General features: G+C 64.4%; 19 protein-coding genes. 11 read left to right on the top strand and 8 right to left on the bottom strand.

Annotated features, from left to right (window positions below; all coding sequences use genetic code 11):
• Nucleotides 1-1611 carry an FMN-binding glutamate synthase family protein gene (locus NK214_RS00325; protein ID WP_227106497.1) on the bottom strand — a complete coding sequence of 537 codons (1611 nt, stop codon included), beginning with the start codon at nucleotides 1609-1611 and terminating at the stop codon, nucleotides 1-3.
• Between the two features lie 239 nt (nucleotides 1612-1850).
• On the opposite strand from NK214_RS00325, the gene NK214_RS00330 reads away from it, so the two are divergent.
• From NK214_RS00330 to NK214_RS00340, 3 genes are all read left to right on the top strand, one after another.
• Nucleotides 1851-2738: a phytanoyl-CoA dioxygenase family protein gene (locus tag NK214_RS00330; protein ID WP_253313502.1), complete on the top strand. Its 888-nt coding sequence runs from the start codon at nucleotides 1851-1853 to the stop codon at nucleotides 2736-2738.
• Nucleotides 2739-2810: 72 nt separating this feature from the next.
• Nucleotides 2811-4472 (top strand): acid phosphatase, encoded by a 1662-nt coding sequence (locus tag NK214_RS00335; RefSeq protein WP_253313503.1) that lies wholly within the window; start codon nucleotides 2811-2813, stop codon nucleotides 4470-4472.
• 561 nt (nucleotides 4473-5033) lie between these two features.
• The gene (locus NK214_RS00340) at nucleotides 5034-5468 is read left to right on the top strand and encodes a hypothetical protein (RefSeq protein ID WP_253313504.1); all 435 of its coding nucleotides are present in this window, start codon (nucleotides 5034-5036) and stop codon (nucleotides 5466-5468) included.
• A 106-nt stretch (nucleotides 5469-5574) separates the two neighbouring features.
• Here NK214_RS00340 and NK214_RS00345 read toward each other — a convergent pair whose 3' ends face one another.
• The 6 genes from NK214_RS00345 to NK214_RS00370 all read right to left on the bottom strand — a co-directional run bounded on the left by NK214_RS00345 (nucleotide 5575) and on the right by NK214_RS00370 (nucleotide 10342).
• A complete protein-coding gene (locus tag NK214_RS00345) occupies nucleotides 5575-5862 on the bottom strand; it encodes an XRE family transcriptional regulator (RefSeq protein WP_253313505.1) in 288 nt (95 codons plus the stop codon).
• Nucleotides 5862-6206, bottom strand: coding sequence for a type II toxin-antitoxin system RelE/ParE family toxin (locus tag NK214_RS00350; RefSeq protein WP_107797849.1), 345 nt, complete (start codon nucleotides 6204-6206; stop codon nucleotides 5862-5864). Before NK214_RS00350 ends, NK214_RS00345 begins: the two co-directional genes overlap by 1 nt.
• Nucleotides 6207-6516: 310 nt before the next feature.
• Nucleotides 6517-7593 carry a sulfate/molybdate ABC transporter ATP-binding protein gene (locus NK214_RS00355; RefSeq protein ID WP_253313506.1) on the bottom strand — a complete coding sequence of 359 codons (1077 nt, stop codon included), beginning with the start codon at nucleotides 7591-7593 and terminating at the stop codon, nucleotides 6517-6519.
• Nucleotides 7590-8486, bottom strand: coding sequence for a sulfate ABC transporter permease subunit CysW (gene cysW / locus NK214_RS00360; RefSeq protein ID WP_253313507.1), 897 nt, complete (start codon nucleotides 8484-8486; stop codon nucleotides 7590-7592). The genes NK214_RS00355 and cysW overlap by 4 nt, the downstream gene beginning before the upstream one ends.
• Nucleotide 8487: 1 nt before the next feature.
• On the bottom strand, nucleotides 8488-9342 hold the full coding sequence (cysT, locus tag NK214_RS00365; protein WP_048408327.1) for a sulfate ABC transporter permease subunit CysT: 855 nt from the start codon (nucleotides 9340-9342) through the stop codon (nucleotides 8488-8490).
• A gap of 7 nt (nucleotides 9343-9349) precedes the next feature.
• Nucleotides 9350-10342 carry a sulfate ABC transporter substrate-binding protein gene (locus NK214_RS00370; RefSeq protein WP_253313508.1) on the bottom strand — a complete coding sequence of 331 codons (993 nt, stop codon included), beginning with the start codon at nucleotides 10340-10342 and terminating at the stop codon, nucleotides 9350-9352.
• Nucleotides 10343-10586: 244 nt separating this feature from the next.
• Between NK214_RS00370 and NK214_RS00375 the strand changes: the two genes are divergently transcribed.
• From NK214_RS00375 to NK214_RS00405, 7 genes are all read left to right on the top strand, one after another.
• Nucleotides 10587-11846: a glutamate-5-semialdehyde dehydrogenase gene (locus tag NK214_RS00375; RefSeq protein ID WP_253313509.1), complete on the top strand. Its 1260-nt coding sequence runs from the start codon at nucleotides 10587-10589 to the stop codon at nucleotides 11844-11846.
• 112 nt (nucleotides 11847-11958) lie between these two features.
• Complete coding sequence (locus tag NK214_RS00380; RefSeq protein WP_107797845.1) at nucleotides 11959-12435, top strand: WbuC family cupin fold metalloprotein; 477 nt, start codon at nucleotides 11959-11961, stop codon at nucleotides 12433-12435.
• Between the two features lie 95 nt (nucleotides 12436-12530).
• Complete coding sequence (locus NK214_RS00385; RefSeq protein WP_235084933.1) at nucleotides 12531-12953, top strand: DUF2214 family protein; 423 nt, start codon at nucleotides 12531-12533, stop codon at nucleotides 12951-12953.
• Between the two features lie 127 nt (nucleotides 12954-13080).
• Nucleotides 13081-13464 (top strand): hypothetical protein, encoded by a 384-nt coding sequence (locus NK214_RS00390; protein WP_253313510.1) that lies wholly within the window; start codon nucleotides 13081-13083, stop codon nucleotides 13462-13464.
• 303 nt (nucleotides 13465-13767) lie between these two features.
• Nucleotides 13768-15159: a DUF2252 domain-containing protein gene (locus tag NK214_RS00395; RefSeq protein WP_253313511.1), complete on the top strand. Its 1392-nt coding sequence runs from the start codon at nucleotides 13768-13770 to the stop codon at nucleotides 15157-15159.
• A 188-nt stretch (nucleotides 15160-15347) separates the two neighbouring features.
• Nucleotides 15348-16955 (top strand): methyl-accepting chemotaxis protein, encoded by a 1608-nt coding sequence (locus tag NK214_RS00400; protein ID WP_235084938.1) that lies wholly within the window; start codon nucleotides 15348-15350, stop codon nucleotides 16953-16955.
• A 303-nt stretch (nucleotides 16956-17258) separates the two neighbouring features.
• The gene (locus NK214_RS00405) at nucleotides 17259-18608 is read left to right on the top strand and encodes a glutamine synthetase family protein (protein ID WP_107797840.1); all 1350 of its coding nucleotides are present in this window, start codon (nucleotides 17259-17261) and stop codon (nucleotides 18606-18608) included.
• Between the two features lie 68 nt (nucleotides 18609-18676).
• Here NK214_RS00405 and NK214_RS00410 read toward each other — a convergent pair whose 3' ends face one another.
• Nucleotides 18677-18997, bottom strand: a complete 321-nt coding sequence (locus tag NK214_RS00410; RefSeq protein ID WP_146176546.1) for a hypothetical protein — start codon at nucleotides 18995-18997, stop codon at nucleotides 18677-18679.
• 169 nt (nucleotides 18998-19166) lie between these two features.
• Between NK214_RS00410 and NK214_RS00415 the strand changes: the two genes are divergently transcribed.
• On the top strand, nucleotides 19167-19643 hold the full coding sequence (locus tag NK214_RS00415) for a universal stress protein (protein ID WP_107797838.1): 477 nt from the start codon (nucleotides 19167-19169) through the stop codon (nucleotides 19641-19643).
• Nucleotides 19644-19696: the final 53 nt, after the last annotated feature.

Genomic DNA, 19696 nt, shown 5'->3' on the forward strand with positions numbered 1-19696 from the left:
TCAGGCCGGCTGGGCCTCGAAGCTGTCCGCCCGCGCCATCTGCCACATGCGGCCGTAAAAGGCCGCCTTGATCTCCGGCTCCAACAACTCGCCCGGCTGCAAAAAGACGTGCAGCTGAGAAAACAGGCGGATCTCGGTATCGCTGACGCGGCGCACCAAGTGGTGCGGCCGCAGCTGCGACGGATGTTCCAGCCCGGCTGAGGCCAGCATCTCCGCCAGCGCCTTCATGGTGTTGCGGTGGAAATGAAACACCCGGTCCGCCTTGTCCGGCACCACCAGCGCGCGCTGGCGCAGCGCGTCCTGCGTCGCCACCCCGGTGGGACAGCGGTTGGTGTGGCAGCTCTGGCTCTGGATGCAGCCGATGGCGAACATGAAGCCGCGCGCGGAATTGGCCCAGTCCGCGCCTATCGCCAGCACGCTGGCGATGTCGAAGGCGCTGACCAGCTTGCCGCTGGCGCCTATCTTGATCTTGTCGCGCAGATTCAACCCCACCAGCACATTGTGGACAAACAGCAGGCCCTCGCGCAGCGGCACGCCGATGTGGTCGGTGAACTCCAGCGGCGCCGCGCCGGTGCCGCCCTCCTTGCCGTCCACCACGATGAAATCCGGCAGAACCCCCGTTTCCAGCATCGCCTTGGCGATGCCCATGAACTCCCACGGGTGACCCAGGCAGAACTTGAAGCCCACCGGCTTGCCGCCGGACAGCTCTCGCAGCCGGGCGATGAAGCGCATCAGTTCGATCGGCGTGGAAAACGCGCTGTGGCGCGACGGCGACACGCAATCCTGCCCCAGCGGCACGCCGCGGGTGGCGGCGATTTCCGGCGTCACCTTGTGCTTGGGCAGAATGCCGCCGTGGCCGGGCTTGGCGCCCTGGCTCAGCTTGATCTCAATCATTTTCACCTGCGGATTGCGCGCCTGCTCGGCGAAGCGCTCCGCGTCGAAACCGCCGGCCGCGTCGCGGCAGCCGAAATAGCCGCTGCCCAGCTCCCACACCAGCGCGCCGCCATGTTCCAAGTGGTAAGGGCTGATGCTGCCCTCGCCGGTGTCGTGATAGAAGTCGCCGCGTTGCGCACCCTGGTTCAAGGCGCGGATGGCGTTGGCGCTGAGCGCGCCGAAACTCATTGCCGACACATTGAACAGAGACGCCGAATACGGCTGCGCGCACTGCGGGCCGCCGATCTCCACGCGGAAACCGGCCGGATCGCTCAGCGGCGCCGGCCGCATCGAATGGCTGATGAACTCGAAGCCCGGCTGGTACACATCGATCAAGGTGCCGAACGGCTTGTCCGCGCCCTCGTTCTTGGCCCGCGCGTACACCAGGGAGCGCTGCGCGCGCGAAAACGGCAGCTGCTCGCGGTCGGACTCCAGCAAATACTGGCGGATTTCCGGACGGATGCTTTCCACCAGGTAACGGATATTGCCCAGGATCGGGTAATTGCGCCGCACCGCGTGACGGGTTTGCAGCAGATCGAACACCCCCAGCAGCGTCAGCGCGGCCGCCGCCAGCGTGAACGGCCACAACCACTCGTAATGGACGAAAGGCAGGCTGAACAAGGTGAACAACAGGCAACAGGAGAAGAAAGCGTAACGGCTCAACAAAGACACACTCATGTGGACTCCAAAACTTAGGTGGCGGAGAAGGCCCAGGGTAAGGTGACGCTCCGCCGCGCACAAGCCGCGGCAAGCGCCCATTCACATTAATAAATACATTCACTACGTAGATAGTCCGCCACCTGATCTAAAGGCCGGCTCCACAAACACGACGACTATCCGGAAGATAACATCGCTCGACATCCACACCGCCGCGGCCCGGCCGCCGGTTCATTAGATAAAACGATGGAATCCACCACATGCCCAGCCTGCAACGCTTCCGCCCGGACACCGCGCCGGAAACCCTGATCGCCGCGTTAGAACAAGACGGCGGCATCGTGATAGAACAGCTGTTGACCCCGGAAAGCCTGGCCCAGTTCCGCGCCCAACTGCAACCGTTGCTGGACCGCTCCGCCCCCTGTCAGGGCGATTTCTACGGCTACGCCACGCGCAGGATCAGCGGTCTGATCGAACGCGTGCCCGTCACCCGAGAACTCGCCGCCCATCCGCTGATCCTGCAAGTGATGGACGCCTTCCTGCTGCGCGGCTGCCGCGAATACCAGCTCAATCTGACCCAGGCCATCAGCATCGGCCCCGGCGAACCGCGCCAATTCCTGCACAGCGACGATCTGATGTTCCCCGGCACCGCGCCCGGATCGGAAAAAATGATCAACTGCATGTACGCGCTGGACGACTTCACCGAACAGAACGGCGCCACCTGCGTCGTGCCCGGCAGCCACCGCTGGCCCGAGCCGCGCGAAGCCCGCCCGGAAGAAGTCATCAGCGCCGCCATGCCCGCCGGCTCGGTGCTGATCTACCTGGGCTCGCTGACCCACTGCGGCGGTGCCAACCACAGCGACCAAGCGCGCACCGGCGTGGTCATCAGCTACAACCTGGGCTGGCTGCGCCAGGCGGAAAACCAATATCTCGCCGTTTCCCACGAACTGGCCCGCACGCTGCCGCCGCGGCTGCAAAGGCTGCTGGGCTACTTCGTTCATGCGCCCAATCTCGGCAGCATAGACGGCCGCGACCCGATAGAACTGCTACGCGATCAGCCGCCGGCGGACACGCTGTTCCGCGAATTCCTGCCGGAGGAAATTCGCCAGCCGTTGGCGGAAGCGCGCGCCGCCGCGCTGCGCGCCGACTAAACGCCGACATCCTGCCGCAACGCGGCGGCGGGATGATGGACCACACCGCATGCTCTCAGACAAGGACACATCATGACCGCCGCCGATGAACAGGACAGCTCGTTGCCAGCCGAAACGGACGCCCCGCAAGACCCCTCCCGCCGCCGCCTGTTCGAAGGCCTGGCCGCCATCGGCGCCAGTTGCGCCTTGCCCGCCGCCGCCGCGCCCAGCAGCCACCCGCGCCGCGGCAGGCTGGACGCGCTGCTCAAGGCCAATATCAAGAACGTGGTGGTGATCTACCTGGAAAACCGTAGCTTCAACAACCTCTACGGCAACTTCCCCGGCGTGGCCCAGCCGCTGAGCGCGGTCAAGCCGGAACAGGCGCAGCAACGCGACCGCGACGGCCAGCCGCTGTCCGGCCTGCCCAAGATCTGGGGCGGCCTGGTGCCCACCGGCCAGACCGTGGCCGGCAAGCGCTACTTCATCGAAGAAAAAGACATCCACGGCCTGCCCAACGCGCCGTTTCCGCTGAGGGACGCCGAAGGCCAGCCGCTGCCGGAAGCGGTGATCACCCGCGATCTCTGTCATCTGTTCTATCACAACCAGATGCAGATCAACGACGGCCGCAACGACCAGTTCGTCGCCTGGGCCGATTCCGGCGCGCTGGTGATGGGCCACTACCCGGACACTGCTCGCACGCTCAACCAATGGCAGATCGCCCGCCGCTTCACCCTGTGCGACAACTTCTTCATGGCGGCCTTCGGTGGCTCCTACCTCAACCACCAATTCCTGATCTCCGCGCGCACCCCGGAATACTTCAACGCCGCCCAGACCCCGGCCAAGAAGAAAATCGCCGTACTGGCCGACGGGCCCACCGGCCACCAGTTGGCGCTGGACCCCAAATCCCCGGCCTCCGCGCTGGACGGCCCGCCCAAATTCGTCAACAACGGCGCCATCACCCCGGACGGCTACGCGGTCAACACCATGGCCCCGCCCTACCAGCCCAGCTTTGTACGGCCAGCGGAAGGCGGCGACAAGCGCTACGCCGACCCGCAAGACCCCAGCACCCTGCCGCCGCAAAGCTACCGCACCATAGGCGACCTCTTGTCCGAGAAGCACATAGACTGGGCCTGGTACGGCGGCAGCTGGCAGGCGGCGCTGGACGGCAAGGGCGGCGGCGACGCGCCCAACTTCCAGTACCACCACCAGCCCTTCAACTACTTCCGCCAGTTCGCGCCCGGCAGCGCCGCCCGCGAGCGCCATCTGCTGGACGGAGGCCTGGGCGACAGCCCGATTTCCAACCGCTTCATCGCCGATGCTGTGGCCGGCAAACTGCCCGCGGTGGCCTTCTACAAGCCGCAGGGCAATCTGAACATGCACGCCGGTTATTCCGACGTGGAGTCCGGCGACCGTCATGTGGCCAATGTGTTGCAGCATTTGATGAGCGGGCCGCAGTGGAAGCATATGCTGGTGGTGATCACCCACGATGAGAACGGCGGCTGGTGGGACCATGTGGCGCCGCCGCAGGGGGACCGCTGGGGGCCGGGCTCGCGGATTCCGGCGATCATCGTCTCGCCGTTCGCCAAGCGCGGGCATGTGGATCACACCTTTTATGACACCACGTCCATCATCCGTTTCATCAGCCGGCTGCACGATTTGCCGGAGCTGGAGGGGGTGAGCGCGCGCAATGCGGCCTTCCGCGCGCGCGGCGCGCAGCCGCCGGGGGATTTGACCGGGGCTTTGGCGTTTGCGTGAGGGGGTTATTGCATCCGCTTTGCGGATGATGATTTGGGTGCCGCTTTCCGCGCTGACCAAGCGAGGCAAGCGCAGCGTTGTGAGGGCATAAGACGGGGAGGGGCGGGAAGCCGTAGGCCAGGCTTGCAGGGTGGCCTTTAGGAGTGGAGAGGATATTTGGCCAAGCAAATATCCTCTCCCTGCTCGCCGGGCAGCCCCGGCAATCAAAATCATCATCCGCGCAGCGGATTCAAAATCCAGATCACTCAACAACTAAGCCACGCTCAATCAAAGCAACCACCCCGCCTTGACCCCAAGCACTCCCTCAGGAACAATCCCCCCGTTGCCGCCCACATGCGGCACCGGGATTGGCGTCCCGTTGTGAGCTTTAGCAAACCTACGCAGCATGCTGCGTAGGTTGTTTTTCCATTGCAGCGCCATTTGGCAGGTGCGTGGGAGGAGAGTGCTATGCACTCACCGGCTTGAAAGCTCACCCGGTACGCCAATCCGCTCACGCGCCTGCCTAATACCTCAGCCTCACCCGGCAGGTGGTTTATCTTGTGTCACAGCAGGAGAAACACCATGTCTTACACCCTACCTTCCCGCCGCCGCTACAAACTAGCCGCCCGCGAACAGCAGGCAACCCTGCTCCCCTTCGTTCGCTACCTGCCTTCCCGCGACTATCCCCACTACTGGCAAATGCCCGCTGCCTCCGAGAACTACGACATCGCCTGCGCTTACGGCCGCGAATGCGCCGCCCATCTGCTTCAATGGCTGAAGGACAATCCGGACTACGTCGGCTCCGGCCTGCTCAGCCGCGTCGCCCGCGACATCGACTTCGGCGACCGCAGCCAGCGCGGCCACTGGATGGGCTTCTTCAACTATCTGGAACACATGCTGTGGCTGGGCGCGCGCCGGGTTAGGGTCTACCGCCATCTCGACAGCCAACACCAGCTGCACGACGCGCAAATCCTGCGCGCTTGGCTGGAGGCGCGGCACACGCGACGCCGGCATTAAACCCGGCCGACGGATTTAGCCATCAACACAGCTACCATCATAAAAAAAGCACCGTTTTCCTGATGGGGAACGGTGCTTTTTGCTCGTATTGGATCAAGAACACGCTTCAGGCGGGAACGAGCTCCACCTTGATTTTCTTGCCAAGCGCCGTCGCGGCGCCTGCCAGCGTAGCCAGCGTCAAGCTGGTATCCGTGTCATCCAGCAAGCGGTTCAAGGCCGCGCGGCTGGTATGCATTTTCTTTGCCATAGCCGTCTTATTCAGCTTCTGCGCCTTCATTTCCTGCTGAATCTGCCAGGCGATCACCCGCTTCACGGCAATTGCCGTGGCTTCTTCCAGCATGCCCTCTTCGGCCAGAAAGTCATCGAAGCAGCTGCCGATATGCTCTTTGTTCATCATGTATTCCCTAGCTGTTTAAGCCGCGCAAGCGCCAGCCCCAAATCTTCCTTCGCGGTGGCCTGCGACTTCTTGATGAAACCATGCAGCAGAACCATCGCCTCCGCGACCACGGTGAACATCACTCTGGCGATACGCCCAGGCAGATGGATGCGGACCTCCCATAAATCCTTAGCCATTTTCCGCACCAAGGGCATGCCAAGCGGCCAGCCAAACTGGACCGTCTTGATGGCTGCGCCTATGACTTTTCGGTCCGGAGCCTCCAGCGCTTTCAACCAATCACGCACGGGTTCCGTACCGCTTGCCGTCTGGTAGAAACGAACATCCAGGATGGGGGCATTCATACTTGAATGGTACCAATTTTGGTACATTAGTCAAATCGAAAGCCTAGACTGAAATACCGGCGCCACTTAGAACCTGTTTACGATCTCGCGAGTTAGGGCGAGACAAGGCGAAAACGAGCGAAAAAGCGGAATGTACTCATGGTACATGAGCATTTTGAGCTTGGTTTCAACACCGTATCGCCGACGCGCAGCAGATCGTAAACAGGTTCTTAGCAAAGACCATAAAAAAACACCGTTCCCCCTTATCGGGACGAACGGTGCTTTTCTCTTTCCAACGAAACAGACTCAGCGCCAACGCTGCCCGCAACACTCAAATCACGTAATCCTGACCTTCCTGCTTGGCGAACACCGACAGCTTCTTCGGCGTCACATACAGGCTGTCGCCAGGCAAGACGCCCAACTCGCGGTAACGCTCCTTGCTCACCGCCGCCTCAATGCTCCGGCCGTCGGCCTGCACCAGCTCCACCCGCACAATGGGCCCCACCGCGTGGATATGCTCCACCGTGCCCTGCGCCAGCGCGCCGTCGGCCTGGCGCGACAGGTCCAGATCATGCGGGCGCACATAGGCCACCGCTTCGTCGCCGCTGGCCAGCGTCAGCCCTTCCAATGCATGAGCGTAGCCGCCGATCTGCAGCTGACCGCGCTCGATGCGGCCGTGAAACAAATTCACATCGCCCAGGAACTGGGTGACGAAGGGGGTGGCCGGGTTTTCGTAGATATCGTCCGGACGGCCCACTTGCTCGATGTGGCCGTGGTCCATTACCACCACCCGGTCCGACACTTCCAGCGCCTCTTCCTGATCGTGAGTGACGAATACGCTGGTGATGTGCATATCGTTGTGCAGATCGCGCAGCCAGCGGCGCAGGTCCTTGCGCACCTTGGCGTCCAGCGCGCCGAAGGGCTCGTCCAGCAGCAGCACCTTGGGTTCCACCGCCAGCGAGCGCGCCAGCGCGATGCGCTGACGCTGGCCGCCGGACAGCTGGCCGGGATAGGCGTCCACCAGCCAGTCCAGCTGCACCATTTTCAGCAGCTGCATCACTTTGTCGCGGATTTCGTCTTTGCCGGGCCGGCTCTTGCGCGGCTTGACGCTGAGGCCGAAGGCCACGTTGTCGAATACTGTCATGTGGCGGAACAGCGCGTAATGCTGGAACACGAAGCCCACTTCGCGCTCGGCCACATGGGTGTGGGTGGCGTCGGCGCCGGAAAACAGCACTTGCCCGGCGTCCGGCTGTTCCAGGCCGGCGATGATGCGCAGCAAGGTGGTCTTGCCGCAGCCGGACGGCCCCAGCAGCGCCAGCAGTTCGCCGGCTTCCACGTTGAGGCTGACATTGTCCAGCGCGACGAAGTCGCCGAACTGTTTGCGGATATTGCGGATTTCTATGCTCATGCGGGCTGGTCCTTGGCTATGGCGCGGCCGGCGGCGGCCAGGCGAGCGGCCGAGCTGCGTTCCGCGGCGGCGTCGCTCTGTCGCGCCATCCGCCACTCCACCAGGCTCTTGACGCCCAGGGTGACCAGGGCGAGGAAGGCCAATAGCGAAGCGCAGGCGAAGGCGCCGACGAAGTTGTACTCGTTGTACAGGATTTCCACATGCAGCGGAATGGTATTGGTTTGGCCGCGGATATGGCCGGACACGACGCTGACCGCGCCGAATTCCCCCATCGCGCGGGCATTGGTCAGGATCACGCCGTAGAGCAGGCCCCATTTGACATTGGGCAGGGTCACGCGCCAGAAGGTCTGCCAGCCGGAAGCGCCCAAGACCAGCGCCGCCTGCTCCTCGTCCGCGCCCTGGGCCTGCATCAGCGGGATCAGCTCGCGGGCCACGAAGGGGAAGGTGACGAAGACGGTGGCCAGCACGATGCCGGGCACGGCGAAGATCACTTGCAGGCCGTGCTGCTGCAACCAGCCGCCCAGCGCGGTGTTGACGCCGAACAAGAGCACGTACATCAGGCCGGCCACCACCGGCGACACCGCGAACGGCAGGTCGATCAGCGTGGTCAGGAAGCTCTTGCCGCGGAATTCGAAACGGGCGATGGCCCAGGCCGCCGCCACGCCGAACACCAGGTTCAGCGGCACGGCGATGACGGCGGCGGTCAGCGTCAGCTTGATGGCCGCCCATGCGTCCGGCTCCACCAGCGCGGCCAGGTACAAGTCCCAGCCCTTGCGGAAGGCTTCCCAGAACACCGCCAGCAGCGGCACCAGCAGGAACAGGAACAAGAAGGCCAGTGCCAGGCCGGTCAGCAGATAGCGCACCGTGCGCGATTCAGTGGTCAGGCTTTGCATATCATTTACCCGCGCCGTGGCGGCGCGCGGCCCACCATTGGATGAGATTGATGGCGAACAGGAACAGGAAGGAGATGGCCAGCATCACCAGCGCCACCGCCACCGCGCCGTTTTGATCGAACTGGTCCAGCTTGGCGGCGATGATCAGCGGGGCGATTTCCGACACCATCGGGATATTGCCGGCGATGAAGATCACCGAGCCGTATTCGCCGGTGGCGCGGGCGAAGGCCATCGCGCCGCCGGTGATCAAGGCCGGCAACGCCGCCGGGAAGATCACGCGCCGGAAAATATCCCAGCGCCCGGCGCCCAGACAGGTGGCGGCTTCTTCCAGCTCGCGCTCCAGGTCTTCCAGCACCGGCTGCACCGTGCGCACCACGAAGGGCAGGCCGATGAAGGTCAGCGCCACAATGATGCCCAGCGGGGTGAACGACACTTTCAGGCCCAGCGGCTCCAGGTATTGGCCTATCCAGCCGTTGGGCGCGTACAGCGTGGTCAGCGCGATGCCGGCCACCGCGGTGGGCAGCGCGAACGGCAGGTCCACCAATGCGTCTATCAGCCGCTTGCCGGGAAAGCGGTAGCGCACCAGCACCCAGGCCACCAGAAAACCGAACAGCAGATTGATCAGCGCGGCGATGCCGGCGGAAACAAAGGACAGGCGGATGGCGGCGGCCACGCGCTCATGGGCCACCGCGTCGACGAAGGCCGCCCAGCCCATGCCGTGCGCCGACCACAGCAGCGCGGCGAAGGGCAGCAGCACGATCAGGCCCAGCCAGAACAGGGTGATGCCGAAAGACAGGCCGAAGCCGGGCAGCACCGAGTGGCGCTTATTGATCAGATTGAAGCCGCTGGCCGCCATCACGCGCTCATTTCTTGCTGAAGATCTGGTCGAAGCTGCCGCCGTCGGCGAAGTGCTTCTGATTGACCGCGGTCCAGGAGCCGAACACGCTGGCCACGGTGAAGGTTTTCACCGCCGGGAAGCGGGAAGCGAACTGCTTGGCCACCGCCGGGTCTTGCGGCCGCAGGTAGTTGTCGGCGGCCAGTTTCTGGCCTTCCGGGCTCCACAGGTATTGCAGATAGGCTTCCGCCTGCTTGCGGCTGCCCTTGCGGTCCACCACCTTGTCCACCACGGACACCGGGTTCTCGGCCAGCACGGACACGCTGGGGTAAACCAGTTCAAAGCCGCCTCGGCCGAATTCGCGGGCGATCATTTCCGCCTCGTTCTCAAAGGTCACCAGCACGTCGCCAATCTGGCGCTGCATGAAGGTGGTGGTGGCGGCGCGGCCGCCGCCGTCCAGCACCGGCACGTTCTTGAAGATGCGGCCCACCAGATCCTGGGCCTTGGCCTCGTTGCCGCCCGGCTGTTTCAGCGCATAGCCCCAGGCCGCCAGATAGCTGTAGCGGCCGTTGCCGGAAGTCTTGGGATTGGGGATCACCACTTTCAGGCCCGGCTTGGCCAGATCGCTCCAGTCGCGCACTTGCTGCGGATTGCCCTTGCGCACCAGGAACACGATGGTGGAGGTGAACGGCACCGCGTGGTTGGGCAGGCGGCTGGCCCAGTTGGACGGCACCAGGCCCTTGCCCGCCAGCAGGTCGATATCGGTGGCCTGGTTCATGGTGATCACGTCGGCGGCCAGGCCGTTGGCCACCGCCAGCGCCTGCTTGCTGGAGCCGCCGTGCGACTGCTGCAGGGTGACGGTTTCGCCGGTCTTGGCCTTATAGGCTTTCTGGAAGGCCGGGTTGTAGTCCTTGTAGAAGTCGCGCATCACGTCGTAGGACACGTTGAGCAATGTGGCGTCGGCCAGCGCGGAGCCTGACGAGGCCAGCAACAGGGCGGCCAGGGCGAGACGGAGCTTCATGGACAGACCTTTTCTGAATGGATGATCGGCGATGTTCCCGAGATGTTCCCGACTATACCCAAGGACTGTTATATCCATAAATAATATTGTGAAATACTCTTATCCCTCAATCATCTAACAAGCCCGCCCCACCCTCTTCGCATTCCCGCGCGCTCCAGCGGCGCGCGCACCGCTCTGGCCGCCCTCTCCGCTTTGGTTTACTCTCAGAGTCAATCCTCTATTCTGGCTCTCGGAAGTTTCCACGATGAACGTCAAAGACTATATGCAACAGGCGGGCAAGGCCGCCCGCAAAGCCAGCCGCGAACTGGCCCGCGCCGACACCGCGCAGAAGAACCGCGCGCTGCTGGCGATGGCGGACGCCATCCTGCGCGAGCAGGCGCAGCTGCTGGCCGCCAACGCCCTGGACATGGAGGCTGCGCGCAAGGCCGGCCTGGAGCCGGCGCTGCTGGACCGCCTGGCCTTGAACGAGAATACCGTCGCCGGCATGGCCGAAGGCCTGCGCCAAATCGCCGCGCTGCCGGACCCGGTGGGCGAGGTCAGCGAGATGGCCTACCGTCCTTCCGGCATCCAGCTGGGCAAGATGCGAGTGCCCTTGGGCGTGGTGGGCATCATTTACGAGGCCCGCCCCAACGTCACCGCCGACGCCGCCGGCCTGTGCCTGAAATCCGGCAACGCCGCGCTGCTGCGCGGCGGCTCCGAGGCTTTCCACAGCAATCAGGCCATCGCCGCCTGCGTGCACGAGGGCCTGCGCGAAGCCGGCCTGCCGGCCGAGGCGGTGCAGGTGCTGGCCACCACCGACCGCGCCGCAGTGGGCGAGATGATCACCATGCCGCAATACGTGGACGTGATCGTGCCGCGCGGCGGCAAGGGCCTGATCACCCGCATCAGCGCCGAGGCGCGGGTGCCGGTAATCAAGCATCTGGACGGCAACTGCCATGTCTATATCGACGACACCGCCAGCCCGGACAAGGCTTTCGACATCGCGCTGAACGCCAAGACCCATCGCTACGGCACGTGCAACACCATGGAAACTCTGTTGGTGCACACCGCCTTCGCGGAATTCATCCTGCCGCGCCTGGCTGCGGCCTATTGGGAAAAAGGCGTGGAGCTGCGCGGCTGCGAACGCACCCGCGCCATCCTGGGCGACAAGGTTCGTCCAGCCGGGGAAGACGACTGGGCCAGCGAATACCTGGCGCCCATCCTGGCCGTCAAGGTGGTCAAGGATCTGGACGAAGCCATCGAACATATCAACCACTGGGGCAGCCACCATACCGACGCCATCGTGTCCGAAGACTACGGCCGCACCCGCCGCTTCCTGCGCGAGGTGGACTCCGCCAGCGTGATGGTCAACGCCTCCACCCGCTTCGCCGACGGCTTTGAATACGGGCTGGGCGCGGAAATCGGCATTTCCACCGACAAGATCCACGCGCGCGGCCCGGTGGGCCTGACCGGTCTGACCAGCCAGAAGTGGATCGTGCTGGGCGACGGCCATATCCGTTCCTGATCCCGCCGCATCGAAGGCCGCTTGCTTGAGCGGCTTTCGCTATGCCGCCGGCCTCGCTGCCGGCGGCGTTTTCATTGATAATCGCTGCTTTGCTTCCATACCGGGCGATTCCATGCTGACCCTGAACCAACAAGACTTGGCCGCGCTGTCGGCCAAAGCCGCCTGTGCGCCGCGCCTGCGCGCCAATCAGAATTTCCACGTCCAGCTGGAAGACCCGATCCAGCGCCTGGCCATCGCCATGGAGCCGGACACCTATGTCCGCCCACACCGCCACGACCACAGCTGGGAGATGCTGATCGCGCTCAGCGGCGCCTTTGAAGTGATCGTTTTCGACGAGGCCGGCGTGGTGCAAGGCCGCCATCGCTTGGGCGCGGACGGCGCGCGCGTCTTCGAAATGCCGGCCAACACCTGGCACTCGGTGGTGTCGCTGCAACCGGGCAGCGTGGTGTTCGAAGTCAAGCACGGCCCGTATCTGCCGCTGCAGGACCAGAACCTGGCCGCCTGGTCCCCGGTCGAGGGTTCCGAGCGCGTGCCGGCGATGCTGGATTTCCTGCGCCGCGCTCAAGCCGGCCAGCGCTTCGACGGCTGAGCCCGGCGCCGGTCAAACGGCTAGCCGAATAAGCTTGCCAGCCGCCTCGCCCCTGTTTACCGTGTAGGGCATCTCTTGGGGGCGGGAGTCGGACCATGTTGTGGCATTGGTTGCTGGCAAGCTTGCATCTACTGGCTCTGGGCGCCGGCCTGGCCGCCCTCTGGAGCCGAGCCGGCCTGCTGCGCCAGCAGCAATTCCCCAATCAAACCCCGCAGCTGTTTCGCTGCCACCGCTGGTGGCTGCTGGCGCTGACGCTGTGGACCGTCAGCGGCCTGGGCCTGCTCTCGCTGGACCCCGCCCGGCTGCAACAACCGTTGTTCATGCTCAAACTGCTGACCCTGGCCCCGCTGCTGCTGCTGGAAGTCCGCGCTTCGCGCGGCCTGATGCGCTGGCAAAGCCAGCTGCGCATCCAGCGCAGTCTGGAACTGCGCGGCGCCGACTCGCTGGCGCGCAGCAGTTATTGGCAAATCTGGCTGCTGCTCGCCATCGTCGGCGAATCCGCCGCGCTGCATGGCTGAATAAGCGGCGCCCAGCCCGCCGCGGCTCCGCCGTCTCAAACTCCTTAACACCTGCAACCGGCCTAACTCGAACTTGCGCGCGGCGCCGGGCTTCCAACCCCATATCCCGTCCCGACGCAAGAACGCCATGCCCATTCTGATCGAACACTGCAAATCCCTATTGCTTCAAACCGCGCTGGGCGTCGCCCTGAGCTGCGCGGTCATGCCTGCTCTCGCCAACCTGAGCGACCCCGTCGCCACGCTGAAGGCCAAGGCCTCGCCGCCCGCCGTGGCCAGCTGCCTGGACGAACGCATGCGCAAGCTGCGCATTCCCAGCGAATACATCGAACGCGAACGCGGCCGAGACGGCGGCGAGACCGTGCGTCTGACCAATCCGGCCACCCAGAAAGACGGGCTGGAAATCCTCATCCGCCCGGACGGCGACGCCAGCAAGCTGACGGTGAACACCCATGGCCTCAGTTACAGCAAGGCATGGCGCAAACTGGTCACGGACTGCGCTCAGCGCGCCTGAGCCCCTCCCCGGCCGGGCTGTGGACAGCGCCGGCCGCGGCTCCGCGGCTGTGGAAAGTGTGCGCAAACTGTGCACAAAACTGTGGATAACATTAAAAAGCCTCCGGCAGACCCCCGGTTTGATTGCGTCCGCTTGCCTTTTCCGCTTGTGCACAACTTTTGAAACCCGCGGCTCGCTGTGTGTAATGTGGATGAAACGGGGACAAGTTTGTGGATAAGCGGAGCCGGCGTTTGACAGCCAGTCCCGCTGACAAAAATTCTCCAGCGGTTACACTGGACAGGAGATCTTCGTCCAGGAGCCCGCATGTCCAATTACCACGCCAAGTACGAACTGCACTACGCCGCCGGCAAGGCGCTGCGCCAAGCCTGCTCCCGCACGCTGCAAGCCGAAAACCGGCTCAGCGCGCCGCGCGACATCCTCGCCATGGTGGAGCACACCTCGCAGGGCCGGGTGCAGGGCCTGATTCCGCTGCGCTACAGCCGGATGCAGGTTTCGCCCTTCACCTTTTTCCGCGGCTTCGCCATGATCCAGGCCGCCGATCTGGCCGCCAATCCCTCCAGCGGCCTGAAGCTGCAGATCTGCGGCGACGCCCACCTGATGAACTACGGCTTCTTCGCCTCCCCTGAACGGCAGCTGATCTTCGACATCAACGACTTCGATGAAACCCACCACGGTCCGTGGGAATGGGATCTGAAACGGTTGGCGGTCAGCCTGGTGCTGGCCGCTCGCGGCCAAGGCTTCAGCGAAAGCCAGGCGCGGGACATGGTGTGCCGCGCCAGCGAGGTCTACCGCCGCCGCGTCAACGAATACGCCCGCATGGGACAACTGGAGCTGTGGTACACCAAGGTGGGCTTCGAACAATTGCTGGAGCGCGCGCCCACCGACGCCATCCGCCAGCAAATGCTCAAGCTGTCCGACAAGGCCAGACACCAGACCCAGGAAAAACTGCTGCCCAAGATGACGGAGCTGGAGGACGGCACCCTGCGGCTGCGCGACAACCCGCCGGTGATCTTCCATCTACACGACAAGAACACCCTGCTGGACAACGACGACAGCTGGCTGTCCACCGACGACGCCGAGGCTCTGGTCAAGCCGATGCTGGACAACTACATCGACACCTTGAAGGAAGACCGCCGTCAGTTGCTGGAGCGCTTCCGGCTGGTGGATTGCGCGTTCAAGGTGGTGGGCGTGGGCAGCGTGGGCACCCGCTGTCTGGTGATGCTGTTGCAGGACAACTTCGACCAGCCGCTGTTCCTGCAATTGAAGGAGGCGCGCCCCTCGGTGCTGGAGCCTTACACCCAGGCCTGCGTGCACGGCCACCAGGGCAAGCGGGTGGTGTTCGGCCAGCGCCTGATGCAGGCGGCCAGCGATCTGTTCCTGGGCTGGACCACCGGCCCGGCCGGCCGTCACTTCTACGTGCGCCAGTTGCGCGACATGAAGGCGGCGCCGTCGCTGGAAGCCTTCGCCACGCCGGAAGCGCTGACCGCCTACGGCCAGGCCTGCGCCTGGGCGCTGGCGCGCGCGCACTCCAAATCCGGCGGCCAAGCCGCCCAACTGGCCGGCTATGTGGGCGACAGCGACAAGCTGGACCAGGCCATCGCCGGCTACGCGCTGGCCTACGCCGACCAGGTGGAAGCCGATTACCAGGTGTTCAAGGCCGCCATCGCCAGCGGCCGGCTGCAAGTCCACGACTGAAAACCCCGTCGCAACGCCGCCGCCGGCGGCGTTCATCCTTCCGTATTAATACCAAACCCTTGATCTTGTTGCTTGTAATGTCATAAAACCATACTAGAACAGGCGATAATCCCGGCCCTGTCCTTGCCGCCGGCAAAGACAGGGCCGACAGCCCACAATCAGACATCCACCTTCGAAAAGCGAACATCATGCGGGTCAATACCAGACTGTTCATCATCATGGCGGCCAGCCTGCTGGCGCTGCTCAGCATCGCGGCCGTGGCGCTGCTCTCCACCCGCGCCACACTGGGCCAGGAAAAGCGCGAGCAAATCACCCACCTGCTGCGCATGGCGGAAGGCACCATGAGCCACTTCCAAAAACTGGAGGAAAAAGGCCTGCCGCGCGCCGACGCTCAAAAACAAGCCATCGCCGCCCTCAACGCGCTCAAGGTGGACGACATCTACTTCTTCGGCCGCAATCCGCAAAACGTGGTGATGTTCCACCCCAACAAAGACCGGGTGGGCAAGGTGGACATGGGCAGCACGCTGCCGGACGGCCGCACCACGGTGGCGGTCTATGAAGAGGCCTTGCAGAAAGAGCATTACGGCCTGGTGACCATCCAGACCTCGCGCAAGGGCAGCAAGGAGGAGTTTCCCAAACTCAACGGCGTGGTGCGCTTCGAGCCCTGGGGCTGGATGGTGGGCACCGGCATCTTCATCGACGACATCGACCAGCTGTTCTGGAGCCAGGCGCGCACGCTGCTGATCATCGCCGCCATCGGCGTGATCACGCTGGCCGGCCTGATCCTGCTGGTCTCGCGCAGCATCATGCAGTCTCTGGGCGGCGATCCCAACTACGCGGCTCAGGTGGTCAAGGCCATCGCCGACGGCGATCTGGGCACCGACATCGTGGTGCAGGGCCCGCCGCACAGCCTGCTGGCGGCAATGCGCGAAATGCAGCTGAAACTGCGCCAGATGATCGAGGAGATTAGCCTCGCCGCCACCAATATCAACCAGGCCAGCCGTCAGCTATCCAGCGATATGGACAAGGTGCACGACGTTTCCGGCGTGGCCAGCTCCTCCACCAGTTCCGCCGCCGCCGCCATCGAGCAGCTGTCGGTGAGCATAGACCACGTCACCGCCAGCGCCCGCGACACCGAATCCGGCTCGCGCGACACCGTGGAGCTGGCGCGCCAGGGCGAAGCGCTGGCGGCGCGGGCCGCCGAGGGCATCCGCAATATCGCCGGCCAAGTGCATAGCGCCAGCGATATGGTGGGCAAGCTGGCCGAACGCACCCGCAACATCAGCGGCATCGCCGAAACCATCCGCGACATCGCCAACCAGACCAATCTGCTGGCGCTGAACGCGGCGATCGAAGCGGCGCGCGCCGGCGAGATGGGCCGCGGCTTCGCGGTGGTGGCGGACGAAGTGCGCAAGCTGGCCGAGCGCACCGCCTCCGCCACCGACGAGATCTCCACCATTGTGCAGGCGGTGGTCAGCGAAACCGGCAGCGTGTCCAGCCAGATGGACGACATCCGCCCGGCGGTGGAAGGCGGCGTGGAGCAGGTGCAGCAGGCGGCCCAGACGCTGGACGCCATCAGCAAGCAGGCCAGCCAGGCGCTGGAGCATGTGCACAATGTGGTGGTGGCGATGGGCGAGCAGAGCCAGGCCGGCACCAATATCGCCGGCAACGTCGAGCAGGTGGCCGGCGTGGTGGAGGAAACCCAGAATTCGGTCAGCAACGCGGTGGGGGCGGTTCGCGCCATCGATCAGCAGGCGGACACCCTGCAACAGACCGTGGGCCGTTTCCGCCTCTAAGAGCCTGTTGGCGGCGATACGGCGTTGAAAACAAGGTCGAAATACGCATGCGCCACGAGTACGTTCCGCTTTCTCGGCCGCAACGCCTTGTCTCGCCCTAGCTCGCGATCGTAAACCCCTTCCCAGCCTTCCCCAAGCCCCGCTCCGCCGGGGCTTTTTGCCGCCTTCATTCCGGGCTTGCCCTCCCGCCCCTGCCTGATGGCATAATGTGCGCAGAGCAAACGCTCCAAAAATAAAACAAAGCCACGGACAGACAGACCCAAACATGCAAACAATAATGCGCAAGCGCATCGGGAGAGATTCATGTCCCAGGCCACCATCCCGGCGGACTTGGCCGAATGGCTGATTCAACAAAATGTTCGTGACGTAGAACTGGCTTTCGCCGACGTGCACGGTTTTGCCCGCGGCAAAACCTTGCCGGCCAAGGCCTTCATCAAGGGGCAGCCGCTGCGCATCGCGCGTGCGGTGCCCATCCAAAGTTGCATCGGCGAATTCCCGGACTACCGCTACTACGGCGAGCACGATCCGGACGTCACCCTGGTTCCGGATTTCGCCACCCTGCGCCAGGTGCCGTGGGCCAAGACCCCGCGCGCCAGCGTGATCTGCGACTGCGTGGACCACGACGGCAGCCTGGCGCCGCTGGCGCCGCGCTCGGCGCTGAAAGCAGTGCTGGCGCGCTACGCGGCGCTCGGCTGGACACCGGTGGTGGCGCCGGAGCTGGAGTTCTACATCTTCGCCGCCCACGGGGACCCGCAGCAGCCGTTTCAGCCGCCCACGCTGCGCAGCGGCCGCCGCGAAGCCGGCTTCGACTCCTTCAGCTTCTCCTCCCTCAACGATCTGGAAGCCTATTTCGACGATCTCTACCGCGCCTGCGAAATGCTGGGCATCGCCACCGACACCTTCGTCCACGAAATGGGCCCCAGCCAGTTTGAAATCAACCTCAAACACGGCGACGCGCTGGCGCTGGCCGACCAAACCTTCCTGTTCAAGACCGCGCTTAAGGAGATAGGCAACCGCCACGGCCTCAGCGTGGTGTGCATGGCCAAGCCGCTGCCGGGCCAGCCGGGCAGTTCGATGCACTTGCACCAAAGCGTGGTGGACCAGCATGGCGACAATGTCTTCAGCCGCGCCGACGGCGAAGCCTCGGAAACCTTCTACGGCTTCATCGCCGGCCTGCAGCGTTATCTGCCGGAACTGATGCCCTTGTTCTGCCCCAGCCCCAATTCCTACCGCCGCTTCGTCAAAGGCATGGCCGCGCCGGTCAATCTGAGCTGGGGCCTGGACAACCGTTCGGTGGGGCTGCGGGTGCCGGTGTCCGGCCCGGAAGGCCGCCGCGTGGAAAACCGGCTGCCCGGCTGCGACGCCAACCCCTATCTGTCGCTGGCGGCCAGCCTGGGCGCCGGCCTGCTGGGCATAGAAGGCCGCTTGCAGCCCAGCGAGCCCGCCACCGGCAATGTGTTCAAGAGCGAACGCGCCAGCCTGCCCAATACCCTGGACGCCGCCTGCGAGGCGATGGCCGGCGGCGACGCCGCCGCGCAGCTGTTCGGCGCGGAGTTCAGCGCCGCCTATCTGGCGGTGAAGGAGGTGGAACTGACTCACTACCACAGCCAGATCACGCCGTGGGAGCGTCAATACCTGGGTCTGCTGGCCTGAGAACCCATTGACCAATGCAAACAGGCCCGCTCATGCGGGCCTGTTTGCATTGTCTCGCGCCAAGCGCCTCAGTTGCGGCTCAACAGCAGCCGCCGCGCCAGCAGTTCGATCGCCTCCTCGCGGCTGACCGGCACGCTGCCGCGGTATTGCTCGGCCACGATCCACTTTTCCACCGCGGCGCGGTCGCCGCGCGCGGCCTTGAGCAACACGCCGAAGGCCGCTCCGGTGGAATGCTCAGGCGGCTCCACGCTGCGGATCTGGGTATTCAAGGCGTACACCTTGTCCTCGGCGCGCGTCCTCGTGACCTGGCGCGGCGCGCGGCGCGAGTACACAATCCACCCCAGCAAAGCCAGCAAACACGCGCCCACGATCAATAGAAAAACAAACATTTCAAATCAAACCTTTAACTGAGGATGTCATTGTAAAACACCGCCTCGCCCCGCCGTCAACGCCTTGCGCCAGGTCAAACCCGGTTCATGCCGGCTTGGCCTGGGCCGCCCGCCGCGATATGCTGTCACGATAATCCCCCTGTCTCACCAGCCATAAAGGACATCGGACATGTACCAACACATCATCGCCGCGCTGGATGGCAGCAGCAATTCGGACAAGGCGCTGCTGGAAGCCATCCGCGTCGCCAAGTTCTGCAAAGCCAGCCTGACCCTGTTCCACATCGCCAGCCTGCGCGATCTGGCGGTGGAAGGCGTCGGCCTGCTCGGCACCCACGAACTGCACGATCAAGCCTTCCGCGACGGCAACCGCGTGCTGGAACAGGCGCGCAAACAGGCGGTGGAAGCCGGCGTGGAACAGGTGCAGATCCACATGGCGGAAAGCTGGGACGGCGGCGCCGACATGGCGGAACTGCTGGTGCGCTACGCGGACAGCCACAAAGCCGGCCTGGTCGTGCTCGGCACCCATGGCCGCAGCGGCATCGCCCATCTGCTGTTGGGCAGCTTCGCCCAGAACCTGCTGCGCCGCGCCAACTGTCCCGTCATGGTTCTGCGCAGCGAGCAAAGCGAGTTCGGCCAAGCGGAATAATAACCGCGACGCGCGGCCCTGGCGATGCCTTCATCATAACAAGGCATCGCCTC

The sequence above is a fragment of the Chromobacterium sp. S0633 genome (assembly GCF_024158805.1).
Lineage (GTDB): Bacteria > Pseudomonadota > Gammaproteobacteria > Burkholderiales > Chromobacteriaceae > Chromobacterium.